This window comes from Nocardia rhizosphaerae (genome assembly GCF_042650365.1).
In the GTDB taxonomy this organism is placed as follows: Bacteria; Actinomycetota; Actinomycetes; order Mycobacteriales; family Mycobacteriaceae; genus Nocardia; species Nocardia rhizosphaerae.
This window is the reverse complement of record NZ_JBHSBA010000015.1, coordinates 824,495-842,826: the sequence shown is the minus strand read 5'-3', so window position 1 is coordinate 842,826 and position 18,332 is coordinate 824,495. Positions and strand designations below refer to the sequence as shown.

Here is an 18,332-nt window from a genome sequence, read left to right as displayed (position 1 = left end):
AGTTTCTACTGTCCACTCGACAGCGACCGAAGGAGTTCCACCATGACGACCCGTTCCGCGACGCCCCCGGCAGCGCACGACATCACCGTCGACCTGCTGGTGGTCGGCTCAGGCACGGGCATGGCCGCCGCACTGACCGCCGCCGAACTCGGCATGTCCACCCTGATCGTGGAGAAGACCGCCTACGTCGGCGGGTCGACGGCACGGTCCGGCGGTGCGTTCTGGCTGCCCGACAACCCGGTGCTACGCGAATCCGGTGCGGGCGATTCCCCTGAGGCCGCGAACACCTACCTGCGCTCGGTGGTCGGTGACTCCGCCCCCGCCGAGCGCGGCGCGGCGTTCGTCGCGAACTCCGCCGCGACCCTCGACCTGCTGCGCAGGCTGACGCCGATGAAATTCTTCTGGGCCGAAGGCTATTCGGACTACCACCCCGAGCTGCCCGGCGGTTCGGCGGCCGGTCGCACCTGTGAATGCAAGCCGTTCAACGCCTCGGTCCTCGGTGCCGAACGGTCGCGGCTGCGTCCCGGCCTGATGGAGGCGCCGGTGCCGATGCCGACGACCGGTGCCGACTACAAGTGGATGAATCTGGTGGCCAGGGTGCCGTCGAAGGGCATTTCGCGCATCCTGAAGCGGCTGGCGCAGGGTCTCGGCGGGCTGGCGCTGCGGCGTGAGTACATGGCGGGCGGGCAGGCACTGGCCGCGGGTCTGTTCGCCGGGGTGGTGCGCGCCGGGATCCCGGTATGGACCGAGACCGAGATCGTCCGGCTGATCACCGACGGCGACCGGGTCACCGGAGCCGTGGTGGCACAGGGCGGTTCGGAGTTCACGGTGACCGCCCGCCGCGGCGTGGTGCTGGCGGCCGGTGGCTTCGACCACGATATGGCCATGCGGCACAAGCACCAGTCCGCGCGGCTCGGCGAGCACGAGAGCCTCGGCGCCGAGGGCAACACCGGCGACGCGATCCGGCTCGCGCAGGAGGCCGGTGCCACCACCGAACTCATGGATCAGGCGTGGTGGTTCCCCGCGGTGGCGGCGCTGCCCGGTGGCGCGCCGACCGTGATGCTGGCCGAGCGTTCGCTGCCCGGCTCGTTCATCGTCGACCAGAGCGGCCGTCGCTTCATCAACGAGTCCATCGACTACATGTCGTTCGGGCAGCGCCTGCTCGCCCGCGAGCGTGCCGACGACCCGGTCGAGTCGATGTGGATCGTGTTCGACCAGAAGTACCGCAACAGCTACATCTTCGCGGCCGAGATGTTCCCCCGCCAGCCGCTGCCGCAGAGCTGGTACGACGCCGGGATCGCGCACCGCGCCGACGATCCCGCCGAGCTGGCCCGGCTGGCCGGCCTGCCCGAGGACGCTTTCACCGAGACCTTCCGCCGTTTCAACGACGACGCCGCCACCGGCACCGACCGCGCGTTCGAGCGAGGCGAGAGCGCCTACGACCGCTACTACGGCGACCCGACCGTCCGGCCCAACCCGAACCTGCGTCCGCTGACCAAGGGCCCCTACTACGCGGTGCGGATGACCCTCAGCGATCTCGGTACCTGCGGCGGCGTGCGCGCCGATGCCAGGGCCCGCGTGCTCCGCGAGGACGGCACCCCCATCGCCGGCCTGTACGCCATCGGCAACACCGCGGCCAATGCCTTCGGCCGCACCTACCCCGGCGCGGGCGCGACCATCGGGCAAGGCCTGGTCTTCGGCTATATCGCGGCCCGCGACGCGTACGACGCGACGCGGTAGCGGCGGCGCGGTCGACCGAGGAGCATCCTGTCGATGCGGGGTATCAATCACATCGTGCTGTTCGTCGCCGACCTGCCGCGCAGTCTCGCGTTCTACGAGGAGGTGCTCGGGTTCACCAGGTTGCCCGAGGGATTCCCCGGCGGCGCGTTCCTGCGTCATCCCGAGTCTGCGAACGACCACGATCTCGGACTGTTCCAGGCGCGGGCGCAGGCGGGGCCCGCCGGTGCGGTCGGGCTGTACCACGTGGCGTGGGAGGTGGCGACACTGGCCGAATTGGCTTCGATGCGTACGCGTTTGGCCGAGGCCGGGGCGTTGACCGGGGCGAGCGACCACGGGTCGACCAAGGCGCTCTACGCCCGCGACCCCGACGGCATCGAATTCGAGGTGTGCTGGCTGGTGCCGGACGCGCAGGTCGAAGCGGCGCTGGCACCGGGAACGGCGCTCACCGGGCCGCTCGACCTGGCCGCCGAGATCGAGCGGTACGGTGCGGCCACGCCGGGCGGGCCGCGCGAGGACCGGGAGCTCTGGGCGCGGGTGGCGGCAGTACGCGGGACCACCGGAACAAAATAGAACGTGTTCTAGTAGCCTCGGGCTATGGAACAACTCACCGGACTGGATGCCAGTTTCCTCTACCTGGAGACCGGCACCCAGCATCTCCACGTCTGCGCCCTGCTGATCCTCGACCCCGCCGACGGGACCTACTCCTTCGACCGGCTCCGCGACGAACTGCGCCGCAGGCTGCCGTTGATCCCGCACATGCGCCGCAGGGTGCACCCGGTGCCGTTCGATCTCGACCACCCGCTGTGGGTCGACGACGCCGATTTCGACCTCGACAACCACCTGCGCCGGATCACGATGGCCGAGCCGATCGGGCAGGCCGAACTGGCCGGGATGATCGGTGAGATCGCGAGCACCCCGATGGACCGCGCCAGACCGCTGTGGGAGATGACGGTGGTGGAGGGCCTGCGCGACGGCAAGGTCGCGATGATCTGCAAATACCACCACTCGGCGGTCGACGGCATCACCGGCACCAACATGATGATGCACCTGTGTGATCTCGAGCCCGGCCTGCGACGCCCCGAGCCCGAACCGTGGCAGCCGGAACCGGCGCCCGGCGGGCTCGGTCTCGCCCTGCGCGCCGTGACCCGACTGCCCGCCAGGGCGGGGGTGGTCGGCATGGTGCCGCGAACGGTCGGCATGGTCGCCGGGTTCGCGCAGCGGCGGCGCAACAACGAAGCGGGCATGGCCCTGCCGTTCGCCGCCCCGCGCACCCCGTTCAACCAGGCGATCACCGCGGCCCGCGCGGTGGCCTTCACCAAGGCCGACCTCGGCGCGATCAAGGAGATCAAGACCGCCTTCGGGGTGAAGGTCAACGATGTGGTGCTCGCCGTGGTCGGCGGGGTGCTGCGCCGCTACCTCGACGACCGCGACAGCCTGCCCGAGCGGTCGCTGATCGCCTCGGTGCCGGTGTCGGTGCACGACTCGACCACGCACACCGCGGGCATCAACAAGGTCTCCACGCTGTTCTGCCGTCTCGGCACCGATGTCGCCGATCCGGTGGCGCGGCTGAGTCAACTGGCCACGGCGAATCAGGCGGCCAAAGACGAGCACGAGCTGATCGGCGCCGACTTCCTGCAGGACTGGTCGAAGTACGCGCCGCCGAACACCTTTCAGCTCGCCGCCAGGGTGTACTCCTCGCTGAAACTGTCCGACCGGCATCCGGTGGTGCACAACCTGGTGGTGTCGAACGTGCCAGGCCCGCCGATGCCGCTGTACTTCCTCGGTGTCCGAGTGGACGGCATGTATCCGTTCGGTCCGGTCTTCCATGGTGCCGGGCTCACCGTCACGGTGCTGTCCAACTGCGGCGACCTCGACTTCGGCTTCATCGCCTGCCGTGACCTGGTGCCCGATATCGAGGCGCTGGCCGACGCGGTGCCCGCCGTGATCGCCGACCTGCTCGCCGCGGCCCGCGCCAGAGGCTGATCAACGCTCCGGGCCGACCGCCCTGTTCGCCATCGGCGTCGAACAGGGTCGTCATCTACCGTCGCGCCGCCACTGTCACGCACGCCAGCGTCAGCGCCGGCACGAACCGGTGCGGTGCCACCGCGCAGGCCGCATGGCCCGCCGCCACCGGATGGATACTCGCCCCCGGAATCGCGGCCGCGAGTTCGATCTGCCGGTACACCGGAATCGCTTTGTCCTTGGTGGTGATCACCACCGCGGTGGGCATTCGCAGCTCGGGCAGCCACGTCGTCGCGTCGAAGGTGCCGATCTCGGCCAGCACCGGCCCCAGCGCCCAGCCGCTGGTACTGCGGAATTCCTCCAGTGCCCACCGGCGCAGCCGCCCCGGCTCCAAGGCCGCGGGAAGTTCCGGCAGGCGCCGTGCCCGCCGCCCCGCCCGCCGATACGGGTAGTCGCCCAACGCCCGCGCGGTCGCCGCGAACCCGCGATGGAACGCCCGCTCACGCCACTTCTCCTGGAAGCGATACGGGGTCGCGCACAGCACGAGCCCGGCGACCCGCCTGGGATGTCTGCGCGCGGTGAGCAGCGAGACGATGCCGCCGAGTGAATAGCCGACACAGACGAACCGCCCGATTCCCAGCGCATCGGCGACCGCGACCACATCGTCGGCGCAGTCGTCGAGCCGGAAGCGGGGGGAGCGGATGCCGCGCCCGTGCCACCGCTGGTCGAACAGCACCACGCGATAGTGCTCCGCGAGTGTCGCCAGTGCCGGGAACCAGTTGAGCACGGCTGTGCACGCGGTGCCGTGCAGCAGGATCAGCGTCGGCGCGTCCGGCGGGCCGGGCAGATCGACGACATAGGTGCGCCCGCGGCCTGGGAGGTCGAGCATCCGTCCCTCGGGAACGTCGTCGACATCGGGCACGACGAAGGGTCCGGTCCGTATCGATCGTGTCGCTCCCACGGCGCCTCCCGGTTGCGGTTCTAGAACACGTTCTAGTCGATGATGGCATACGGGCCCGGATCCGCGTCGGCGGCCTTGGACCTTCTAGAGTCGACGGGGTATCCGCCGGCGACAGGAGGACGTGATGGACGCGCCGAACCCGCGCACGCCCAGCAGGTGGGAGGAGCTCATCGCCGAGGATCCGGCCCATTCGACCCGGTACGTCGACCGGTTCCGCTCCCTCGCCGCCGAGGGGCACGACATCGTCGGCGAGGCGCGGCTGATCGACGCGATGCTCGCGCGCGGCAGCCGGGTGCTCGATGCCGGCTGCGGTGCGGGGCGGACCGGCGGTCACCTGTTCGCCGCCGGGCACACCGTTGTCGGGGTGGATGTCGACCCGGTGCTCGTCGCGGCGGCCGAGGCCGACTATCCCGGCCCGACCTGGTTGGTGGGCGATCTCGCCGAACTCGACCTTCCGGCGCGCGGCGTCGCGGCCGGGTTCGATGTCGTCGTGTGCGCGGGCAATGTGATGACGTTCCTCGCACCGTCGACCCGGGTCGCGGTGCTGGCCGGATTCGTTCGCCATCTCGGTCCCGGCGGGCGCGTGGTGACCGGCTTCGGTGCCGACCGCGGCTACGGCTTCGCGGAATTCCTCGCCGATGCCGAGACCGCGGGCCTGACCGCGGATCTGCGGCTGTCCACCTGGGATCTGCGGCCGTTCACCGTCGACTCGGACTTTCTGGTCGCGGTCTTCTCCCGCTCGGCCTGAGCGGCGATCACGCCGAGCGCGTCGGCGACCCGCGATGCCGTACCCCGCGAGAATCTGTGGGAGGGGCCGACCGCCTGACGTCGAGATCTCCCATCCCCCTTTCACTGTATACCTGAATCCGGGGCCTCATGGGGCCGGGAAAAGTCGTCCATAATCGCTCGCGACATGCCGAAACCGCAGGTGAGGAGTGGCGTGATGGTTCATGTGCTCGATATCGGGGAGATCGACCGGACCCAGGTGGCGCAGGTGGGTGGCAAGGCGGCCGGGCTCGGTGAACTCGCGCGCATCGATGGCGTCGAGGTGCCCGACGGCTTCTGTGTGACCACCGCCGCGTTCGCGCGGGCCGTGTTCGCCGCGCCCGGACTCGACGATCGGGTCCTGGCACTGGATCAGCTGACGCCCGACGACAGCGCGGGGATCGCGGCGCTGAGCGCGCAGGTGCGCCGAGCCGTCGAGAACCTCGCCGTACCCGACGAGGTGGCGGCCGCGATCCGCGCCGCGCATGCCCGGTTCGGCGCGGACGGAGCCTACGCGGTGCGCTCCAGCGCGACGGCCGAAGACCTGCCCACCGCCTCGTTCGCGGGGCAGCAGGACACGTTCCTGAACGTGCTCGGGATCGGGCCGATCCTGGACGCGGTCCGCCGGTGCTGGGCGTCGCTGTTCACTGAGCGTGCGGTCACCTACCGGCTGCGGCAGGGGTTCGGCGGCACCGGGATCCGGATGGGAGTCGTGGTGCAGCGCATGGTGTTTCCGCGTGCCGCGGGCATCATGGTCACCGCCGACCCGGTCAGCTCCGACCGCACGGTCGTCTCCATCGACGCGGGCTTCGGTCTCGGCGAGGCGCTGGTGTCGGGTCTGGTGGACGCCGATGTGTACCAGGTGCGGGCCGGCGTCGTCACCGGCACGACGATCGCCACCAAGAAGCTGGCCGTCGAGGCCGCCCCGCGGGGTGGCACCCGGATGCGCGAACTCGCCGAGGAGCGCCGCACCGAGTGCGTACTGACCGAGCCCGAAGTATTGCGCCTGGCCCGTCTCGGCCGCCGGATCGAAGCTCACTTCGGCAGCCCACAGGACATCGAGTGGTGCCTGGACGACGACACGGTGCGCATCGTGCAGAGCAGGCCGATCACCACGCTGTTCCCGGTCCCCGCCGCCGGCGACGACGCGTACCACGTCTACGTGTCGGTGGGCCATCAGCAGATGATGACCGACGCCATGAAACCCCTCGGCCTCTCGATGTGGCAGCTCACCAGCCGGGCACCGATGCGGGACGCGGGCGGGCGGCTGTTCGTCGACGTCACCGCGGCGCTGTCGACGCCTGCCTCCCGAACCGGGCTGGTCGCCGGCCTCGGCAAGTCCGACCCCCTGATCGGCGATGCGCTGCGGACCCTGCTCGACCGTGGCGTCGTTCCCGAAGCGCCCCAGCCGGATTCCGCGTCGCCGCCGGGAACGGTACCGGCGCGCATCGATATCGACACCGATCCCGGCATCGTCGCCGAACTGATCGCCGACAGCGAGGCCTCCCTCGCCGCCATGACCGAGCGGATCGGGACGAAGTCCGGTCCCGAACTGCTCGACTTCATCGAGGCCGACATCGCCGAACTCCAGCGGGTGCTGTTCACCCCGCGCGGACTGCGGGTGATCACGGCGGCGATCGACGCCGCGCAGTGGCTCAACGACCGGCTGTCGGAGTGGCTGGGGGAGAAGAACGCCGCCGATACGCTCACCCAGTCGGTGCCGGGGAACGTCACCTCGGAGATGGGGCTGGCCCTGCTCGACGTCGCCGATGTGCTCCGGCCGTATCCGCAGGTGGTGGCCTACCTGCGGCAGGTCGAGGAGCAGGGTGGCGAGGGCGACTTCCTGGCCGGGCTGTCGCGGTACGAGGGCGGTACGGAATCCAGGGCCGCCATCGAGGACTTCCTCGCCGGCTACGGCATGCGCTGCGCGGGCGAGATCGACATCACCCGGCCCCGCTGGAGCGAACATCCGGCGACGCTGGTGCCGATGCTCCTCGGCAATATCCGCAACTTCGAACCCGGAGCGGGCAGAGCGCTGTTCGACGCGGGGCTGCGCGCCGCCGAGGAGGCCGAACAGTCACTTCTGCACCGTATTCGGGCGCTCCCCGACGGGGCGGACAAAGCGGCCGAGACCGCACGGATGATCGAGCGGGTCCGCACCTACTCCGGCTACCGGGAATATCCGAAGTACCGGATGGTCAGCAGGTACTTCCAGTACAAGCGAGCGCTGCTCGGCGAGGCAGGGCGTCTCGTCGCGGCGGGTGTCCTCGGTGAACCGGAGGACATCTACTTCCTGCGGTTCGATGAACTCCGCGAGGTGGTGCGCACGCACCGGGTGGACCCCGGCCTCATCGACGAGCGCAAAGCCGCGTTCCTGACCTACCGGACGCTCACCCCGCCCCGCGTACTCACCTCCGACGGCGAAGCCCTCACCGGCGCCTACCATCGCTCGGATCTGCCCGCGGGTGCGCTGCCGGGGATGGCGGTGTCGAACGGGACCGTCGAAGGCCGCGCCAGGGTGCTCACCGATCTCGGCCGCGCCGATCTCGCGCCCGGCGACATCCTGGTCACCGCCTACACCGACCCGAGCTGGACACCGCTGTTCGTGTCGATCGCGGGCCTGGTGACCGAGGTCGGCGGCCTGCTCACCCACGGTGCCGTGATCGCCCGCGAATACGGGCTGCCCGCCGTGGTCGGGGTCGAGTACGCGACCACGACGATCCGGGACGGACAGCGGATCCGGGTGAACGGCACCGACGGCTACGTCGAGATCCTCGCGTAGCTGACCGCTGTTTGGCCGGGCGTGAACCGGAAACCCACAGGGCGAGGTGATGGTGATGGTCGACGATGTCGAGAAGCGCTGGAGCAACGGTGGGGAGGGCGGGCAGGTGGCCCGCTATCTCGTGGCGGTGATCGTGTCGGCGGCGCTGGTCGCGGCCGTCACCGGGATCTGGGCCGCCCGCAGGTCGGCGTGTGCCGAGGCGGCGACCACGCTGTGCGATACCCCGGCCAAGGCGGCCGTCTTGTTCGGCCCAGCCGTGATCCTGCTGCTCGGCGGTCTCGGCGCGTTCGCCCGCACCTACCGGCAGTGGCGGCGCGGACAGAACTGGCCGCTCTGGCAGGGCGCTGGCTGGTTCCTGTTCCTGCTGATGACCGCCTATCTCGCGATCGGTGCCGGTGCGGCCGCCCGGTGAGCGGCCGGGTCGGGGAAGCGTGAGGTAGCGCGCTGGGCTCCGGTAGATTCGCCGCAACGACCGGAAGGAGTAGCGCGTGCCCATCCTGCACAAGGACATGCAGTTGTGCGTCTCGTTCGCGGCGCGGCCGAGCAATATCGGGACCCGGTTCCACAACTATCTCTACGACGAGCTCGGCCTGAACTTCGTGTACAAGGCATTCGCCCCGGTCGATATCGCGCAGGCCGTCGCCGGGGTGCGCGGTCTGCCGATTCGCGGTGCCTCGGTGTCGATGCCGTTCAAGGAGGCGGTGATCCCGCTCGTCGATCATCTGCACGCCAGCGCGACGGCGATCGACTCGGTGAACACCATCGTCAACGACGACGGCGTGCTCACCGCGTACAACACGGACTACCTCGCGGTGGAATCGCTGCTGCGCACGCACGCGGTCGACCCGGCGGCGAGTGTGCTGCTGCGCGGCAGCGGTGGCATGGCCAAGGCGGTACTCGCCGCGTTCGCCGGCGCCGGATTCGGTGACCTGACCGTGGCCGCCCGCAACGAGACCGCAGGCCGCGCACTCGCCGATCGCTACGGCGCGCGCTGGATCCCCGACCCCGCCGACGCCGGTGCCGAGGTGCTGGTGAACGTCACTCCGCTGGGCATGCACGGCTGCGATGCTGCCGTGCAGTCCTTCCCCGATGCGGCGATCGCGGGGGCCGAGGTGGTCTTCGATGTCGTCGCCATGCCCGCCGAAACCCCGCTGATCACCGCAGCCCGCGCCAGGAAGAAACGGGTGATCACCGGCGCCGAGGTGATCGCCCTGCAAGCCGCCGAACAGTTCACCCGCTACACCGGTGTCGAGCTGACCGCCGACCAGATCCAGCGCGCCGCCGCATTCTCCCGCGCCTGATCCGGTCCCGGCCGCGCCCCCGGCGGGTGCCTCCAGCGTGGGCGGAAATCCCTGGTCCACATCGTGTTCCGGTCTATGGTGATCCGATGTGCACGCCCGAGATCGTTCGTCTTGCCCGGGACGCCGTGCCACGCCCGACCCGGCGCGCACTGCTCGGGCTGGCCGGGCTGACGGCCGTGGCCGCGGTGGCACCGGCACCAGCGGCGGCCGCGCCACGGACCAGCGGCGTCCTCGACCTGACGCACACCCTGCGTCCCGGATTGCCCGTCTGGCCGGGGAATCCACCCATGGCGATGGTGCCGGTGGCCCGGCACGCCGCGGGCGGCTTCGGCCAGTACGCGCTCGGCTACTGGGAACACACCGGCACCCACATCGACGCGCCCGCACACCGGATACCCGACGGGGCGAGCACCGAAGCGCTGGCGGTCGAGGACCTCGTCGCTCCGCTCGTGGTGATCGATATCAGCGACAAGGCCACCGACGATCCCGACGCCATGGTGACCGTCGCCGATCTGGACTCGTGGCGGGCCCGGCACGGTGACATCCCCGGCGGCGCGTTCGTGGCGATGCACTCCGGATGGGAGCGACACCTCGCGACGCCGTCGGCGTTCCTGAATCTCGACGAGCGCGGGCTACCGCACGCGCCGGGATTCGCCGCCGAAACGGTGGAGTACCTGGTCGCGCAGTACGGCATCGTCGGCGCCGGGGTCGACACGCTCAGCCTCGACAGCGGGGCCGATCCCGGTTTCGGCGCGCACACCGCGCTGCTCGGCTCTGGCCGCTACGGTGTGGAAATGCTCGCGGGGTTGGCCGCGGTACCGGCCGTCGGCGCCACCGTGGTCGTCGGCGCACCGAAACACGCGGGCGGCACCGGCGGTCCGTGCCGAGTGCTCGCCCTCACCTGAGCCCATCGGCTCTGCCGATGGAAAGCCGGTGGGCGAAACGGTTTCCCGGATCCCATGCCGCTTTGACCCGGCGCAGTCGCGCGTAGTTGTCGCGATAGTAGAAGGCGTGCCACGGCAGCCCCGAGGTGTTCCACACGGGATCGGCGAGGTCGCCGTCGGGGTAGTTGATGTAGCTGCCGCCGTACCGCTCGCCGGGGACCGGGACACCGCCGGTGTCGGCGTGGACATCGCGATACATCTCGCGTGCCCACCGCAGGTACCGGTCGTCGTCGGCGGGGTCTCGCCAGGCGGCGTGGATCAGCATCGTCATGAACGAATCACGGGCAGGCATGGCCGTCGCACCGGGGCCGACCGCGTTGACCGCGCCGCCGAACGGCAGGAACTCCAGCTGGGAATCGCCGAGAAAGCGCAGATCGGTGAGGTATCGGTAGCAGACCCGCAGCTGTTCGGCGGTATAGGCCTGGCGCAGGTAGGCGGCCTTCACCTTGACCCGGATCGTGCTCGGAGCCTTGGCGTAGTAGACCTGTCGCACGGTGTCCGGGTACGCCCGCCGGGTGACAGGCAGCCGGATCGGTGGGGGGAACACGCCCTCGCTCACCGCGGCGACGAACTCGTCGCAGCGCGCCTGGGCGTCCGGCGCGTCGGCGTCGAGCAGGATCAGCAGTTCCGCGGCACCGGTGCCGGTGGGCCTGATCATCAGCGGCGCGTACAGCCCGGCGAACGCGTTGCCAGGGGCGCGGTATCGCTCGAAGAACCGCAGATAGTTGCCGACGAACCGGACGAAGGAATCCTCGGTGGTGAACGGCAGGACGAGCCGGGTGTCGAGCATGTGGGCCGGTGGTGTGGGGAGGGCACGAGCGGGATCGTCGCCGTCGGCGCCGGGGGAGCGCAGCAGGAAACGGGTCACCACCCCGAAATTGCCGCCCCCGCCACCGGTGTGCGCCCACCACAGGTCGCGGTGCGGCCCGTCACGGTGGGCGACAACGACTTTCGCGGCGCCACCGGCATCGACCGTGACGACCTCGACTCCGGCCAGATGATCGGCGACGAGCCCGTGGCGGCGTGAGAGCGGCCCGTAGCCGCCGCCGCAGACATGACCGCCCATCCCGACACCGAGACAGATCCCACCCGGCACGGTGACACCCCACCGATGCAGCGCCTCGTAGACCGTCCCGATGTCGGCGCCGGCGCCGACGGAGAACGCGCGGTGTTCGGCGTCCCAGGACACCGCGGTCAGCCTGCCGAGATCGATGATCGCCCCGGTGTCGGCGCCGTCGACGAAATCGTCGAAGCAGTGCCCGCCGGAGCGAACCGCGATCGGCGTGCCGTCGCCCACCGCCGCCGCCACCGCATCGACGACCTCACCACCGGTAGCAGGCACGTAGAACCTGGCGGGCGCGGCCTGGAACCGCCGGTTGTAACCGCGCAGTGTCAGCGACTGGTAGTCGGGATGATCCGGTCCGATTCCCTGGGCCTCGGCCCGCGCGGCCCTCGCGCCGAGTGCCGCGACCACACCACCGGCCAGCGCGCCGGAGATCAGGGTGCGGCGTGTGATCGACATGGATTAGTCCTTCCGCCAGGGACATCGGATCGGACACTAATCGCTTCGCCGCACCGGTGTGGCCGATGGCACGCCATTGCCCCCGGCGAGCCTCGTTCGCCGCGCACTTGTTTCGCGGGCGGACCTCGTCACGGACCCTCTCGAGTCGGCCGCCTGCCGAGGTTCGCGGCAGGAATGACACCCGCACCGGGTCGGATTCGCCCGAAGACGGCACCCCGCCCGCGATCCTCGGTCGTGGCGTGCGCGCCGGTGCCGAATGTGTTGTGATCTGTGTGGGAGGGAGCTATGCGCGAGCGAATGAGAAGAGCTGTGATGCCTGGGTGTGTCACCGCGGCCCGCGTCGGCACGGAGTCTGCCCGGTGAGCGCCGGGGACCGGTCCGGCGGTAGGCGGCTGCCGAAGGCCGTGCTCGCCGGCACCGTCGCGGCCGTCGCCGGCCTGTTCTGGCTGTACTGTGTGTTCCTTGCCGCCCGTTCGTGGCTGGCGAGCGATCCCGCCACCGACCCGCACGGCTACGCGCTGCTCTTCGCGACCGTGCTGGCCTTTCCCTCGGCGGGCGTGGTCGCGGTGACGCTGCCGTTCGTGGTAAGCGCGGGACCACGCCGCACCGCACTGGTCAAGTTCGTCGTCCCGGTGCTCTTCGGAGTGTCCACCCTGATGCTGGTGGCGCTGGCCACCGCCTGAGATCCGCGGACCGCGCGACCGTGCGGGTGGCACGGCGGTGACCGGTCACCGGGTGCGGTGGTGCGCACGCCCGCGCCGCACCCGTGCGGCTTCGATCCGGACCGCCAGCTCGACCAGGTCGGCCGCCGGACCGGTCGGCGGGGTCTTTCGGTGCCAGATCGCGCGAAACTTCCTGGCCAAGACGACACCGTCGGGCAGCCCCACCTCGCGCAGCGTGCCCGCGCCGAGTTCGTGCGCGACGATCGAGCGGCTCACCACCGCCGGGGCGGCACCGCTGCGGGCGGTCGCCAGAATCGCTGCGGCCGAACCGAGTTCGGCGGCGGGTGGGGCCGGTGCGCCGTGCATCGCCAGCGCCGCCCAGACGGTATCGCGCGTTCCTGAGCCACGCTCCCGCCACAGCAGCGGTGTCGCGGCGAGTTCGCCCAGCGTCACCGGATCCCGCCGAGCGGCCCACGGATGGTCCGGGGACACCACCACGGCGAGCTCGTCGGCGACGAGCACCCGGCTCCCGAGACCGGCGGGGGCGTGCGGACCTTCGACGAACCCGAGTTCGACCGTGCGCGCCGTGACCGCGGTGCGCACCTGCTCGGAGTTCGCCACGTCCAGTTCGACCGCCACCTCGGGACGGAGTTTCCGCAGCGCGGAGAGCCAGTGCGGAATCCGATGATCACCGATCGTCTTCGACGCGAGCACCCGCACACCGGGACGTTGCGCGCGCTGCAGCTCCACGATGCCGTCGCGCAGCGCGTGCCAGGCCGCGAGGACCGGACGACCGAGCTCGACCACCGTCTGGCCCGCGTCGGTCAGCGCCGACCCGGTCGGCCCCCGGTCCACCAGCCGCAGTCCCAGCCGTCGCTCCAGCGCGTTGATCCGCATCCCGACCGCGGGCTGACTGAGGCCGTGCCGCCGCCCCGAGACTGCCCAGCTCGGCCACCGACACCAGGAGTTCGAGTACCGCGATATCCGGTGTTCCCGGCGCTGACCTCATAAGCAGACCTTAGGTCGAACGCAGTTGCCGCTACCGGAATTGCTGCGCGCGCAGCAGGATCGCCAGCAGGCCGCGCTGCGCAGCGCGGTGAAGGAGGAGAGACCATGACATTCGTGATCGACACACCCCACGTGGCCGGCTACCGGCGCTGACCGAATGCCCGGTCCCGATCGGCGGGGCCGGGCACACGGGGTGAGGTTGCGCTATCCGGGTCGTGCCGCGTGGTAGGTGTGACAGGCATGGGCCGAATGATCATCGGTGCGATGGAGCTGGGGCTCACCATCCTCGGCATGGCTTGGCTGCTGGTGTTCTCGTGGTCGGCCGACGGGGTCGGCCTGCTGCTGGCATGGAACATTCTCGCGGTGGTCTACGTGCTGACGGGCTGGCTGCTACTGCACCGGGACCTGCCCGACGACCCGTCCGCCCAGGTCGCGGACTGGATCGGGCCGAGCTGGTATGCCACCACGATGGCGCTGGTCGCCAGCAGTTCCGGGCTGGCGGCGGGCATGATCATGATCGCCTCGCGCGAAGGTGGCGGTCCCGACGCCCTGGCACAGGGCGTCGCGGCGTTCACCGTACTGATGTCGTGGCTACTGCTGCACACCGCGTTCGCGCAGATCTACGCGCGCGCCTACTTCGCCGAAGGGGGACTGGCCTTCCCGGAGTGCCGGTGGCCGCAGCTCACCGAATTCGTCTACTTCTCGTTCACCGTCGGCACCTCGTTCGCGGTATCGGATGTGAACGTGGTCGACCGATCCATGCGGCGGCGCGTCGTCGCGCACAGTGTGCTGAGCTTCTTCTTCAACGCGGCCGTTGTCGCCATCGCGATCGACTGGCTCAAGAGCTGAGCGCCGCCTCACAGCGGCAGGTCACCGGGCCGCAGCTGGACCGGATGATCGGCCGTGAGACTGCGATAGAGCACCCCGAGGTCGAGCGAATCCGCTCTCCGCCTGCTCGGCTGCGGGCCTCGATCGACCTGCCGGTGCAACGCCTCCATCTGCTCGTCGAGCTGGGTCGCCACCTCGGCCGCCTGGGCCAGATCGCTGCGCAGGTTCGGCGGCACCTCGCCCCGGTACTTGTAGTAGATCTTGTGCTCGAGGCTGGCCCAGAAGTCCATCGCGATCGTGCGGATCTGGATCTCGACCGGAATCCGTTCGGTGCGGTCGGACCGGAACACCGGGATCGACACGATCAGATGCAGGCTCTGATACCCGTTGGGCTTGCGGTGGGTGATGTAGTCGCGTTCCTCCAGCACCGTGATGTCGGCCTGGCTCGCCAGCATCTGCTTGATCGTCGCGATATCGGAGATGAAACTGCACACCACCCGCACCCCGGCGATATCGAGCACGTTCTCCCTGATGGAGGTCAGGTTCATCGCGTAGTTCTTGCGCCGCACCTTCTCGAGCACACTCTCCGGCGACTTGAGCCGCGAACCCACGTGCTCGATCGGGTTGTACTCGTGGGTGTTGTTGAAGTCCTCGCGCAAGATATTGATCTTGGTGGTGACCTCGTCGATGGCGAACTTGTAGCCGAGCATGAAATCGACGAACTGATCCCGGATCAACCTGAGATCGTCGACGGCGATGCCGTGCCCGTTGTCGGTGGGGCCGTCATCGCGCGCGTGCTCGGGGTGCCATGGCTTCATCGAGTCCATTGTGCCTGTTCGCGCGACCCGGGTGCCCACCTATGCTGGTCCGGTGGTCGCCGCGCTCCTGTCCTTCACCCTCGCCGCCGTGTTCATCGTCGTGCTGCCCGGTCCCGACACGCTCGTCGTGGTGCGCAGCCTCGTGCGCGGTGGGCGCACAGCGGGCATCCGCACCGCGGCGGGCGTGCTGTGCGGGCTGGCGGTGTGGGTGGTGGCCGCCGTGCTCGGGCTGTCGGCGCTGTTGCGGGCCAGCGAGGTCGGCTACGAGGCGATGAAGATCATCGGCGCGTGCTATCTGGTCTGGATCGGGGTGCAGTCGCTGCGTGCCTTGCGCAGGCCCGGCGCCGAGGCCGGAATGCCGCCGAACACATCCTCGGTGGCGCCGCTGGATCGGATGGGCAATTTCGGCGCGGGCTTCCTCACCGACATCCTGAATCCGAAGATCGGCGTGCTGTTCGTCACCTTCCTGCCCGGGTTCGTGCCCGAGGGCTACTCCGCGACCTGGACGACGCTCGGACTCGGCGCGATCTTCATCGTGCTGACCGCACTGTACTGCGCGGCGCTGATCGTCGCGTCCGGTTCGATCTCCACCTGGATGCAGACCGACCGGATCCGCCGCCGCATCGATGCGGTCACCGGCGTGGTGCTGGTCGGTTTCGGGGTGCGCCTGGCCACCGAGTGAGCAGGGCGCCCGGAGCGGTCACGGCATCTCGACCGTCTCGGCCCTGGCGATCTCCCCGATGGCGCGCCGGATCGAATCGGTGGCAGGCACCTGGGACAGCTCGGCCAGGTGGGCGATGAGCAGCACCGCGGCGGGCTGCGGGTCGGCCGGTGGCTGATCCCGATCGTCGTCGGCCTCGGTGACGCCGAGCGCGCCGGTGAGCACGGTGACCACGGCCGTGGCGTCCAGGTCGGGCAGCCACGGCAGCGCCGCGCCCACCACCGCCGCGAGCACCGCGCGGATATCGTCGGCGGTGAGCCCGTCCGGATGCGCGATCTCGAGCTGTTCCCGCACCGCCGCCCCCAGCACCGCGCGCACCTGATCCGCCGGGAGTTCCGCGAGATCGCCGAGCGTCGCGTGGAACGCGGGTGCGTCGGTGGCGCGTGCCGCGGTGACGGCGGCATCGACGGTGGTCGCGATCGCGCGGGCGGGTGCGGGCCATTCGGACGGCCACATGGCGCAGGTCTCCTTCGTGCCGGAACTGTCACGCTGACGCGCGCGGGAACGCCAGCCTAGCTCGCCGGGCCGTCGGTCAGGCGGGACGGGCGAGTGGGGTGTCCGGATCGCCGGAATTCCGTAGAGCCACAATCTGTTCCGGTGCCCAATAGATGCGGCCGAACTCGAACTCCTGATACGCGCCGTCGTCGTGGGCGATCTCGTCGGAGGTGGGCCAGCCGAGCTCGCCGTGCTCGAAACCGGATGCCGCCCAGCGGGCGCCGATCGCGCCGTGCACCCAGTGGGCCGGTCGGCCTGCGCGTCGGTAGATCGTGCCGCCCTGGAAGGCTTGCGCCTGTCCGGGGCCGGTGCCGCGCGCGTCGGGCAACTCGGTGTGTTCGGCGGTGGGATAGCCGAGTGGGCCCGCCTCCCAGCCGAGTTCGGCGTACTTCGTCATGATGGGGGAGGGGATGGCGTGCGCGCCGGTCGCGGGGTGCCAGTAGACGTAGCCGTGGTCGAACTCGGCGAAGCGACCCTGGCCGTCGGGTGTCACGGCCTCGCCGTCGGTGCGCCGGGCACCGAGCCAGGGCGCGGCCGCCGCACGGGCATCGATGGCATTGACTCCGTGGCCCGCGAAGCCGGCGACATGGGCCGCGAAGACATCCCAGGGGAAGTTCGGCCCGACGTCGGTGTGGGTGCCGATCCCGAGCGCCTGGGTGACGTAGTGGTGGTCGGTGATGCCCTCGCCGATCCGGTACGGGGGCGCGATCACCTCCGTCGCGTAGCCGTGCCGGTGTGCGCTGCGGACCGCCAGAAACGCGGCGACGCGCAGATCGCCGTCGATGGCCAGCCACTGTTCGCGTGACCACGCGGCTCGGCTGCCCGCGAAACACAGATTCACCGTGAACGGGTTGGCCGACAGCACCGACCAGGCGGCCCGGTGTTCGTCGACGACGCGCACCACGATCCCGTCCCGCACCGTGTAGTGGTAGGACACTCCGTTGGCCGGGTTGTTCAGGTACGCGGCGAGGGATTCGGCGGTGCCGTTGCCTTCCTGTGTGTGCAGCACGAAATTCGTGATCCTGGCGCCGTCCCGGGAGGAATGCGCGGCGCCGAGGCGGTCGAGTTCGGTGAAGGGCGGCACCGCGGCCGATCGGTCGAGACTCCACTGCCCGAAGTCGGGGGCGAGGATGTCGTCGACATCGACGTGCGTGCCGTCGATGAGCGGACCTGGATCGGCAGGGGTGTCGATGATCCGCTGATAGAGGACCGCCCTCCGCTCTCGTTCGGCGCCCGACCAGGCTCGTGTCTGCCACACCCAGCTGAACTCCCCACGTCTGCCGACCACATTGTCCTCGATCGCCCACGCGCACACCCGAGAATGTCCGTAGATCCCGGTCCATGCCGTGCCGAGGACGCTGTTGACGCCGCGGAAGAACTCGACGGCGGTGTCGTTCCACTGGCGCAGCGAGATGTCCTCGTCGACGGCGAAGAAGATCGGCGCGTATCGTGGTCCGCCGATCCTCAGGTGGGTGGTCAGCGCCTGCTCGGCCATCCGCACGCCGCCCGCGAACCCGGTCGTCCAGTCCGACGGGGTGGGGTCGCCGGGCTTGCCGTACTGCCAGATCGACACGATGTCCAGGCCTGCGGCGGTGAGCGCGCGAGCGTACTCGGCGGTGATCGGTTTGGCACCGAAATTCGCGCCGGGCCTGCTCGGCGACACATAGCCGAGAACGGCGGAATGACCTGCCGCGACGATAGCGGCTGGATCGATGAGACGGGCAGCGAAATCGACAGCTGTGGACATGGTTTGTTGACCCCCTACATGACGACGTATCCGTTGGCATGGCTCACGCGCTCACCCCGCGAGACGGCGGGACGGC

16 protein-coding genes and 1 pseudogene are annotated in these 18,332 nt (G+C 70.1%); 11 read left to right on the top strand and 6 right to left on the bottom strand.

The annotated features are described in order from the left end of the window. The first annotated feature begins 42 nt into the window (after positions 1-42). The 3 genes from ACFOW8_RS26105 to ACFOW8_RS26095 are packed head-to-tail and all read left to right on the top strand — an operon-like array spanning position 43 to position 3,723. The gene (locus ACFOW8_RS26105; RefSeq protein ID WP_378554161.1) at positions 43-1,740 is read left to right on the top strand and encodes a 3-ketosteroid-delta-1-dehydrogenase; all 1,698 of its coding nucleotides are present in this window, start codon (positions 43-45) and stop codon (positions 1,738-1,740) included. 33 nt (positions 1,741-1,773) lie between these two features. Beyond that, positions 1,774-2,310, top strand: coding sequence for a VOC family protein (locus ACFOW8_RS26100; RefSeq protein WP_378554160.1), 537 nt, complete (start codon positions 1,774-1,776; stop codon positions 2,308-2,310). 24 nt (positions 2,311-2,334) lie between these two features. Next, on the top strand, positions 2,335-3,723 hold the full coding sequence (locus tag ACFOW8_RS26095) for a WS/DGAT/MGAT family O-acyltransferase (RefSeq protein WP_378554159.1): 1,389 nt from the start codon (positions 2,335-2,337) through the stop codon (positions 3,721-3,723). Positions 3,724-3,778: 55 nt separating this feature from the next. Here the strand turns inward: ACFOW8_RS26095 and ACFOW8_RS26090 are convergent, their stop codons facing one another. Further along, complete coding sequence (locus ACFOW8_RS26090; RefSeq protein ID WP_378554158.1) at positions 3,779-4,663, bottom strand: alpha/beta fold hydrolase; 885 nt, start codon at positions 4,661-4,663, stop codon at positions 3,779-3,781. A 124-nt stretch (positions 4,664-4,787) separates the two neighbouring features. Between ACFOW8_RS26090 and ACFOW8_RS26085 the strand changes: the two genes are divergently transcribed. The 5 genes from ACFOW8_RS26085 to ACFOW8_RS26065 all read left to right on the top strand — a co-directional run bounded on the left by ACFOW8_RS26085 (position 4,788) and on the right by ACFOW8_RS26065 (position 10,416). Continuing rightward, positions 4,788-5,411, top strand: a complete 624-nt coding sequence (locus tag ACFOW8_RS26085) for a class I SAM-dependent methyltransferase (protein ID WP_378554157.1) — start codon at positions 4,788-4,790, stop codon at positions 5,409-5,411. A 195-nt stretch (positions 5,412-5,606) separates the two neighbouring features. Next, positions 5,607-8,210 (top strand): rifamycin-inactivating phosphotransferase, encoded by a 2,604-nt coding sequence (gene rph, locus ACFOW8_RS26080; RefSeq protein ID WP_378554156.1) that lies wholly within the window; start codon positions 5,607-5,609, stop codon positions 8,208-8,210. Positions 8,211-8,265: 55 nt separating this feature from the next. Then, a complete protein-coding gene (locus tag ACFOW8_RS26075) occupies positions 8,266-8,622 on the top strand; it encodes a hypothetical protein (RefSeq protein WP_378554155.1) in 357 nt (118 codons plus the stop codon). Positions 8,623-8,698: 76 nt separating this feature from the next. Continuing rightward, positions 8,699-9,511, top strand: a complete 813-nt coding sequence (locus ACFOW8_RS26070) for a shikimate 5-dehydrogenase (protein ID WP_378554154.1) — start codon at positions 8,699-8,701, stop codon at positions 9,509-9,511. Between the two features lie 86 nt (positions 9,512-9,597). Further along, positions 9,598-10,416 carry a cyclase family protein gene (locus tag ACFOW8_RS26065; RefSeq protein WP_378554152.1) on the top strand — a complete coding sequence of 273 codons (819 nt, stop codon included), beginning with the start codon at positions 9,598-9,600 and terminating at the stop codon, positions 10,414-10,416. On the opposite strand, the gene ACFOW8_RS26060 is transcribed toward ACFOW8_RS26065, so the two are convergent. Continuing rightward, complete coding sequence (locus ACFOW8_RS26060) at positions 10,409-11,977, bottom strand: FAD-binding oxidoreductase (RefSeq protein ID WP_378554151.1); 1,569 nt, start codon at positions 11,975-11,977, stop codon at positions 10,409-10,411. The two genes, ACFOW8_RS26065 and ACFOW8_RS26060, sit on opposite strands and share 8 nt — an antisense overlap. Before the next feature lie 359 nt (positions 11,978-12,336). Between ACFOW8_RS26060 and ACFOW8_RS26055 the strand changes: the two genes are divergently transcribed. Continuing rightward, a complete protein-coding gene (locus ACFOW8_RS26055; RefSeq protein WP_378554150.1) occupies positions 12,337-12,660 on the top strand; it encodes a hypothetical protein in 324 nt (107 codons plus the stop codon). Between the two features lie 45 nt (positions 12,661-12,705). On the opposite strand, the pseudogene ACFOW8_RS26050 reads toward ACFOW8_RS26055, so the two are convergent. Beyond that, positions 12,706-13,648 (bottom strand): annotated as a pseudogene (locus tag ACFOW8_RS26050) (LysR family transcriptional regulator). 239 nt (positions 13,649-13,887) lie between these two features. Between ACFOW8_RS26050 and ACFOW8_RS26045 the strand changes: the two are divergent. After that, the gene (locus ACFOW8_RS26045; protein WP_378554148.1) at positions 13,888-14,496 is read left to right on the top strand and encodes a DUF1345 domain-containing protein; all 609 of its coding nucleotides are present in this window, start codon (positions 13,888-13,890) and stop codon (positions 14,494-14,496) included. 8 nt (positions 14,497-14,504) lie between these two features. Here the strand turns inward: ACFOW8_RS26045 and ACFOW8_RS26040 are convergent, their stop codons facing one another. Then, positions 14,505-15,293 (bottom strand): GTP pyrophosphokinase, encoded by a 789-nt coding sequence (locus ACFOW8_RS26040; RefSeq protein WP_378554147.1) that lies wholly within the window; start codon positions 15,291-15,293, stop codon positions 14,505-14,507. Between the two features lie 52 nt (positions 15,294-15,345). Here ACFOW8_RS26040 and ACFOW8_RS26035 point away from each other — a divergent pair, with 52 nt between their 5' ends. Then, entirely contained in the window at positions 15,346-15,975 is a 630-nt protein-coding gene (locus ACFOW8_RS26035) for a LysE family translocator (protein ID WP_378554146.1), read from the top strand. A gap of 18 nt (positions 15,976-15,993) precedes the next feature. On the opposite strand, the gene ACFOW8_RS26030 is transcribed toward ACFOW8_RS26035, so the two are convergent. Further along, positions 15,994-16,470 (bottom strand): hypothetical protein, encoded by a 477-nt coding sequence (locus ACFOW8_RS26030; RefSeq protein WP_378554145.1) that lies wholly within the window; start codon positions 16,468-16,470, stop codon positions 15,994-15,996. A gap of 76 nt (positions 16,471-16,546) precedes the next feature. Next, entirely contained in the window at positions 16,547-18,256 is a 1,710-nt protein-coding gene (locus ACFOW8_RS26025; RefSeq protein WP_378554144.1) for a glycoside hydrolase domain-containing protein, read from the bottom strand. Positions 18,257-18,332: the final 76 nt, after the last annotated feature.

Excerpts from the sequence above, each read along its gene's own strand:
- ACFOW8_RS26105 (WP_378554161.1), top strand. The coding sequence starts at position 43 with ATGACGACCCGTTCCGCGACGCCCCCGGCAGCGCACGACATCACCGTC.
- ACFOW8_RS26100 (WP_378554160.1), top strand. The coding sequence starts at position 1,774 with ATGCGGGGTATCAATCACATCGTGCTGTTCGTCGCCGACCTGCCGCGC.
- ACFOW8_RS26095 (WP_378554159.1), top strand. The coding sequence starts at position 2,335 with ATGGAACAACTCACCGGACTGGATGCCAGTTTCCTCTACCTGGAGACC.
- ACFOW8_RS26085 (WP_378554157.1), top strand. The coding sequence starts at position 4,788 with ATGGACGCGCCGAACCCGCGCACGCCCAGCAGGTGGGAGGAGCTCATC.
- rph (WP_378554156.1), top strand. The coding sequence starts at position 5,607 with ATGGTTCATGTGCTCGATATCGGGGAGATCGACCGGACCCAGGTGGCG.
- ACFOW8_RS26075 (WP_378554155.1), top strand. The coding sequence starts at position 8,266 with ATGGTCGACGATGTCGAGAAGCGCTGGAGCAACGGTGGGGAGGGCGGG.
- ACFOW8_RS26065 (WP_378554152.1), top strand. The coding sequence starts at position 9,598 with ATGTGCACGCCCGAGATCGTTCGTCTTGCCCGGGACGCCGTGCCACGC.
- ACFOW8_RS26060 (WP_378554151.1), bottom strand. The coding sequence starts at position 11,977 with ATGTCGATCACACGCCGCACCCTGATCTCCGGCGCGCTGGCCGGTGGT.
- ACFOW8_RS26045 (WP_378554148.1), top strand. The coding sequence starts at position 13,888 with ATGGGCCGAATGATCATCGGTGCGATGGAGCTGGGGCTCACCATCCTC.
- ACFOW8_RS26040 (WP_378554147.1), bottom strand. The coding sequence starts at position 15,293 with ATGAAGCCATGGCACCCCGAGCACGCGCGCGATGACGGCCCCACCGAC.
- ACFOW8_RS26030 (WP_378554145.1), bottom strand. The coding sequence starts at position 16,470 with ATGTGGCCGTCCGAATGGCCCGCACCCGCCCGCGCGATCGCGACCACC.
- ACFOW8_RS26025 (WP_378554144.1), bottom strand. The coding sequence starts at position 18,256 with ATGTCCACAGCTGTCGATTTCGCTGCCCGTCTCATCGATCCAGCCGCT.